Annotated in this window: 4 protein-coding genes and 1 pseudogene; 3 read left to right on the top strand and 2 right to left on the bottom strand. The window is 46.5% G+C overall.

The genetic code is table 11. The features are described from left to right. Window positions 1–298: 298 nt before the first annotated feature. The gene (locus L0156_01090) at window positions 299–2,164 is read right to left on the bottom strand and encodes a TniQ family protein (protein MCI0601587.1); all 1,866 of its coding nucleotides are present in this window, start codon (window positions 2,162–2,164) and stop codon (window positions 299–301) included. Window positions 2,165–2,213: 49 nt separating this feature from the next. Here L0156_01090 and L0156_01085 point away from each other — a divergent pair, with 49 nt between their 5' ends. Both L0156_01085 and L0156_01080 read left to right on the top strand, forming a co-directional pair. Next, window positions 2,214–3,119 (top strand): Mu transposase C-terminal domain-containing protein, encoded by a 906-nt coding sequence (locus L0156_01085; protein MCI0601586.1) that lies wholly within the window; start codon window positions 2,214–2,216, stop codon window positions 3,117–3,119. Beyond that, window positions 3,116–3,760, top strand: a pseudogene (locus L0156_01080) (AAA family ATPase). Before L0156_01085 ends, L0156_01080 begins: the two are co-directional and overlap by 4 nt. Before the next feature lie 373 nt (window positions 3,761–4,133). Here the strand turns inward: L0156_01080 and L0156_01075 are convergent. Beyond that, entirely contained in the window at window positions 4,134–5,822 is a 1,689-nt protein-coding gene (locus L0156_01075) for a TnsA endonuclease N-terminal domain-containing protein (GenBank protein MCI0601585.1), read from the bottom strand. 233 nt (window positions 5,823–6,055) lie between these two features. Between L0156_01075 and L0156_01070 the strand changes: the two genes are divergently transcribed. Next, window positions 6,056–6,457, top strand: a complete 402-nt coding sequence (locus L0156_01070; protein MCI0601584.1) for a hypothetical protein — start codon at window positions 6,056–6,058, stop codon at window positions 6,455–6,457. Window positions 6,458–6,901 lie beyond the last annotated feature (444 nt).

Here is a 6,901-nt window from a genome sequence, read left to right as displayed (position 1 = left end):
TCCGACATGGTACCCATAACAGGTCCATGTTCCTATAACAAGATTTGGGAATTCAGGCGTACCATCCGCGTTTACTCCGTTGCAAGATCCGCTCGTACATGTGATCGTTCCTTCCGGATACAGATATCCTTGTGTGGCAGAACCCATCGATTTTCCGTTTTGGCAAAAGGATGGGTTCGTTCTGCCCAAATTTGGACAGTCTGTCCCTTGGAACTGTCGCAAAATTCCGGGGTGCTGCTCAAAATCTCAAGTGAGAATTTGATATGTGAAAAAACGGCGCTTCAATGTTACCAGGAGCTTAAGTGCCATCAGTCCGCCTTCGCGCAGTTAAGCCGAACTCGCTTCTTACTTCATCTGCTATTTTGTGAAACCAGGGTGTAGTATATGAGGCTTTCGGACGCACCAACCGAGCAATTTTTTGAAAGGATGGGTATTCGCCTTTACTCTGCAAGCTTGAAACGACGCGTTTCACTTCTCTCTGATAGTGTTTTCTCTTTTCTGCCATAAGCTTTTCTTCATATTTATTTCTCCGATCAGTAATGGCCCGCACAAGATTGCCAGCACACCGGTATATTTTGGTCGCATGGCAACCCTTCCACCCTAAGCTTTGACAGATTTCGGCAATCACGCTTTTTGTGGAAGGCGGCGGATTAATTTCCAGATTTCTTTTGAGAGTTTCCCGAATCTTCACTACCGTTTGATTGCTTCGAAATTGAATATAACGCTGCGACAATTTGCGGCAGAGGTCGCCATGATGTCTTCGCAGATAAAATTTCTGAAGTCCTGTTTGCTTTGTAAATTCAGCAATATTAACAGGAGGATGGGCTGCCAATGCCTGGCGGAGCAGTTGGGTCTCGTGTTCTCTCTGAAGCTGCTTTTGGTATTCCCGGAATCGCGAACGGATCTTATGAGAGATAAATGGATAGGCGCCATATAAATAATCCTTGTTGTATTTGATCCGTCTGGCGAATTCGTTCACTGGAATTGGAGGTTCTTCCTTCATCGATCTGTTAAATTCCTTGATAATTTCCGGCGCTACGCATCGTGGCCGTATACGCCCTTTGGCTTCAGAATAATGACGCTGTGTAATTTTCCTGCAAAGTGTGGGAAAGCGCTCATAGAGTTTGCCTTGAGGCAACTGCAATTGCTTTTCTATTTTGCTTACCGTCTCAGGCCTTTGCTTTGCGTTAACAATCCGGATGAGTGTTTTCTCAACGTGATTCCAATTGCATTTATGATCAAGCGGACTGTTTTTTCTCAGGCTATTTTTCGCAATCCGGCTTCGCACCTCCGCGCAAAATGATTCCGGTGGAAAGCGTTTAGAGAAAAATTCCAACGGACCTGTCTCTAAGCCTCTGCACAATTGGCAAAAGCTTTGTAGCTTGGGAATCATTACGCCGCGGCACCAATTCTCAATGCACGCGCGGGATATTCCAACAAGACGAGCAAGTACTGAACAATTACCATCAGCCGCTGTGCTCACGAGTTGTTTGATCCTTCCCACAAAATCTGACCGATCCAGTTCTTTCAATCGGCTGGCCAGGATCAAGAATTCAGCGACAGTATTTTCGGAATCGTACTTTCCTGCTACTCGTTCCTTTGTATAGTTTCCGGCGAGCGATTTCTGGCAATGAGCACAAATGGAGAGTTCGGGATACATCGGCACAAATGGTTGCGTCCGACTGCAGTGCGGGCAATGTACTGCGAGCAACACCTGATGGAGCAAACATGCCTGGATTCCATTAAAGTACCAGGCTATCGGATCATATACATCTTCTCCACTGTTGAGCCATTCTTCATAACATCTGGGGCACCATCGCCGGTGAGGGTACATCAAGCCTTTGCCATCGATCACATGTTTGTAACTCAGAAACGAAAGCTGCTTCAGGTGCTGACATCCTGTAAGGGTCTCTAATGCAATCACCCAATCGGATGCAGTAGTGCCCATGCCATTCAGATATTTTCTATCTTCGTGCCTGCCTTCCTTCGTCAGCCACAATTTTCCGGTAACAGCGCCAATCTCTTTTTTCATCAGGCTTAGAGTTCGAAGACAATGAGCTTTTGCCAGCCGAACCGTATAGCATGTTAAGCTTTCAACGTATCTTGATCCGAGGCCTCTCGGAGTCAAACAGTAAAGGCGGGAAGGTGTGGAGTGCTGATGCATATCGTTAAGATTTTCGACATAACGACGTCCAATCAGGCTGCATCTCCGATTGACACTGGTCGTTGATTGTGGCACCGAATTCGGAAGCCGGCATTTTGAAATGTTCCTGGCATCAAACCGAATCAACAAAAAGCAGCGTCCTCTATCTAAAGCACGTTTTGGGTCTCTGATTGAACGATTCTTTGGAATGTCAAATGAGTTATTTGTGCACAACCTGATCGGCAATACGCAGCTCATGAAAAATGTGCGCCAAATATCCAGGTCGACTAATCCTAAAATGCTCGCTGCATGGACTATTTCCAAACTTGGGGACGCATTTGCAAAGTGGGTCGTATTTTACAACAACCGGAATCACGGAACACTCTTAACGAGTCCAAACGAAGCCTATGGGCTTGGAATGCAAAAGCAGCCGGTCCCCTTTCGTCGAATCGAATATGATCAAAACTTTTTAATCGATTCCATGCCCTCCCCTCGAACCGGAAAGGCGAAGGTCGATGGCTGCAGAGGAATCAAAGTGAACTATTTGTATTACTGGTCAAACAAATTGGCGTTACCTTCTGTTGCCGGAACGCATGTCGAAGTTCGGTATGATCCTTTCAACGCCGGTATCACTTATGCCTTCATCAATGGTCAATGGGAACCCTGTTACGCTCGAAGTCATTACCACCAGCTTAAGAATTGCACCGAGGCGGAGCTGAAATATGCATCTGCTGAAATCCGGAAGCGTTACAGAAACCACGGGCGCCGGCATGTTCCAAACGCTGCTGAATTTGCTCACTTCTTTGAAGAAATTCAGCAGATCGAACAAGAGGAAATTGAAATCCGCCAGCAAAGGAGCGCCGAAATGAAAAAGCGGCATCGGTCTTTAGATGCTCCAGAAAAGCCTGATACCAGAGATGCCTTCGACATTGATGTCGGGTCACTGAAAGTTTTGAATTGGAGAAAAGCACGATGAAAAACGAACGGGCATTTCCTCTCGAACTTCTAAAACTCCCCGTTCAGCAACGGCTAAAATATTTTGAGGACTACATAGCAGCGCACCACCTTCTGAGTAGCCTATTTGAAGATCTTCGAAATGCGATACTTCTTCCCACCGGCACATCAATAATTGTGGTCGTCGGTCCAACCGGTGTTGGTAAGACGTTTCTGCGGAAGCTGATTGAAGCCGAGCTTTTTCAAGAGTGGGCGCGTATCCAAGAGGAGGATCCCGAGTGGGATCGCGGCCGCATTCCCATGGTTTCAACGGAGGTGATCGCAAGAGACAAGCTCCAGTTCTCCTGGAATGGTTACTATGAGAGAGTGCTTCGGGCACTCCATGAGCCCTTGATACAGCAGAAGATTGAAATAAAGCCGCCAAAACCGGATCTGCAAGACTTGGTCACATCCTGCAAGAACTTAAGTGGAAACAAACTGAGATTTGCCCTTGAGTCGGCTCTTGCACACAGAAAACCATTTGCTGTCTTTGTGGATGAGGCTCAGCACCTGATTCGGTGCGGTGCCTACAAGTTACTAGACCAGATGGATTGCATTAAATCAATTGCCAATACAACAGGTGTAATGCATGTCCTTATAGGAACCTATGAAATGATTGATCTTTTGGATCTCAGTGATCAGCTGATCAGACGCACCATGCCACTTCATTTTCCCCGGTACCGCGAAAGATCATCTGATTTCCGCACGTTTGCAAATGTTATTTACAGTTTCCAGCGGAAAATGCCACTGCCAATGGAGCCGGATTTAATCGAGTACCGCAATTTTCTTTATGAGAGATCTCTGGGCTGTGTTGGGATTTTGAAAGACTGGCTGATGCGATCGCTGAATCGCGTTCTTCGAAATGACGCCAAAACAATGACACTAAAGGATCTCGAAGCAACCGTGATCCTTTCGAAAGAGCGCAGCTCCAAAATGCGGGCTCGGATGGAACAGGAGGAAAAGTCATTGGAACATTTACTGGGAATTGATTTGCAGGCTATAACCAAGGACGATAAAGGATCAGTGCAAAAGGCGAAAAATACCAACCGGCAGCCTGGCCGGAGAAAACCCGGTCGAGACCCTCCGGAAGCCTGTTCCACGCCCTCACGCATTCCCGGACTACTTCAAGGTACGATCTGTAGCTTGGTTTATCGAAACTGATATGAAAAGCAAATATCTTTCGAGAATATCCATCGATCAGAATAGTCAGCCACGGTCTTCCGATCGCCTTTCTTGTTTCCGAGTCGACTAATTCGATGTCCAATTCTGTGTGATCGAGATGAGCGATCTGCCACGGGCGGTCCCCGTGGACTGGAACCGAATCATCGAGTGTGTAGTAGAACTGTTCATATTGATTCGCTGCTTTAGGACCCTTTCGGGCTCGTTCCACTTGTTCTGTGCTAAAGCGTCTGAGTCCCCGCCGGAATGCTTTTCTGGAAGGTGGAGTGACCCCATTTTTCCTGCATTCCCGAACAAGCTCCGCATAGACTACCGAACTCCGCTTTTGGCGTTCATTTAGATACTTTTGTTCTATGCAATCATTCAGAATCTTCCTGACATCAATCAACTCTCCGTTTTCACTCTGAACGGCAGCTAAACGGTCTTCTGTATTCCCTTTGTTGGCTTTGGGAATAATGCCATAGAATCCGTTTCCGCAGTTCTTTTCTGCAAGATAATATTTGCTGATCCAGTTTCTCAGTGTTCGTCTGGATACAGGAAGCTCGCCAGTCGATTCTCCGCGAAGAACCGGTTCAATAATTTTTAGACGCCGTACAGCTTCGATCCGTTGCGATTCTGAAATAGTCGCAAAAAGCGCGTTCAACTCAGAAGACGATGTGCACTCTTGTTGTACCGCACGAATTTTTCCCGCCCGTACTTGCTCTTCAATGATTTTCATGGAAATGGACTCAGGATTACCGTCATCAAATTGGACAAGGGCAATAGAATGGCCGGCAACGAGAATTTTGCAGACTCGCGAGTCCCAATTAACTGTCATCCCGGTGCGGATAGCTTCAAGTGGCAGGACGCTTTCGCTGCAGTGCACTTTCACTTTCAGTTTTTCATGAAAGGCCGCTGTCTCAGGATCCCGATAAACCGTGACGCGATTGATCTCTCCCAGAAATGCTTGGTTCAAGTCAGCAAAGATGGCGTTGTCGGAAATCAGCCAGTAGACGTCTTCAATCGTGACAGCGGTTTCCTCAAGCAATTTGGATAGATTCATGAAGCCCTGCCGGTTCAGGATCTGTACAATCTTTTCCTGACCAGGACTATCTTGCCTTTGAGATCTGCAATAGTAAGGTTCAAGAAGCTGGATGTTCCGCAGCAGAACGTAGTTGATCGCTTCTGAGCTTACAACCTGAAAACTCAGACCAAATTCAGAAGCATACCGGGCTCCTGCCGGGGAAACCCATTGACCGTTTTCTTTTTTATAACGATCAGGGAATCTTTCTGTGAATTTGAGCAGCGATTTTTCTGTCTTTGCCTTTACCCAGCCTGCACCTGCTTCGCGAATCACGAAGAAGTCGGGCGTGTATAGATGTCTGTACCGTCTTCCGGATTCATCACGGTAATCAAGATAGAAACTCGGAGGCTGATCCCAGTATTCAATAACATCCGGGTCAAATTCAAATTCATATATAAGAGCGAGTTCTACCGTATGACTTTCAAACTGAATCGAATGAGGCATTTTTCGACTGCGGTTGTAAAATCCGCAGACATTTCCTGCGCCTCCGCTGGCGCGTCTTGAAGGGGGTTGCGATCTGATGCTCTGGATGAGATGGACCGCGCTTTCACGTAATTTGTTCCTCTTACACCAACTCTCAAATTGCTCGTTACTTGTAAACATTTTCGAATATGATATTAATACTTATTAGCATTTGTCAATACATATATGTATTGATGTCGAAAAGGAGAGCACAGATGACAACAAGGAAGCGCAAAAGGCCGGATCAGGCGTTCACAAAAAGGATACGCGAGGCATTTTCAGGAGCAAACGATACCGAGATTGCCCGGGGGATTGGACTGCGCCAACCCGTGGTTTTCAGGTATTTAAGCGGTGAGATCTCGCCGTGCTATGACTTTTTTTGGCGGTTGGCTCAACTAAAAATTGATATCAACTGGGTTTTGACAGGGAGATCCGCTCCACCGATTGTACCGGCCGAAGAATCGGAAGAGTTGCAGGAACGACTGCAGCGGTATTACCGGAAGATCGAGCCTTATGTGAAAAAGCATCCGGAATTTCTAAACGAGCTTGAAGCTATTGCGGACGCATTCCTTAAGACGAGGAGTGAACTTGCCTATGCACAAAAGAAGAAGCGATAAGTATGGCCACGAACAACAAATTCTCTTCCTATATATATAGGTGGCGGGCGAAACGGTTACCAAAATCATATTCCGCTTGACAAACTGCAACCTTCGCTGGATATAATGTTGACCCTAAAAGAATAGCTTCAGCCGCTCTGCGTATAACCCTTATTACTTCCGTAATTGGAACTACTTGAGGTCTACTTTGGATTTTAAAATGCGCCAATGGGAAAGCGGATGGGGCCCCGTCGGAAAAACGATGGGGTCCAACCGCGAAACCGTAATGCAGAAATGCTCAGTTTCAGTCAGCTCTTGGGAAAAACGATGGGTTCAGCAGAGGTAAAGCGTTGGGTTCTGCCACAGGAATTTCTGTATTTTTCATTTTTCCACTGGGAATATTATTTGGTTGCTTCTTTCCGGCCGGAATGCGCCTTGTCAAAAAACTATCAGCATCTGAAACCC

This window comes from bacterium (assembly GCA_022616075.1).
Classification (GTDB): domain Bacteria; phylum Acidobacteriota; class HRBIN11; order JAKEFK01; family JAKEFK01; genus JAKEFK01.
Note: the sequence above shows the minus strand (reverse complement) of the source record. Positions and strands in the feature narration are given on the sequence as shown.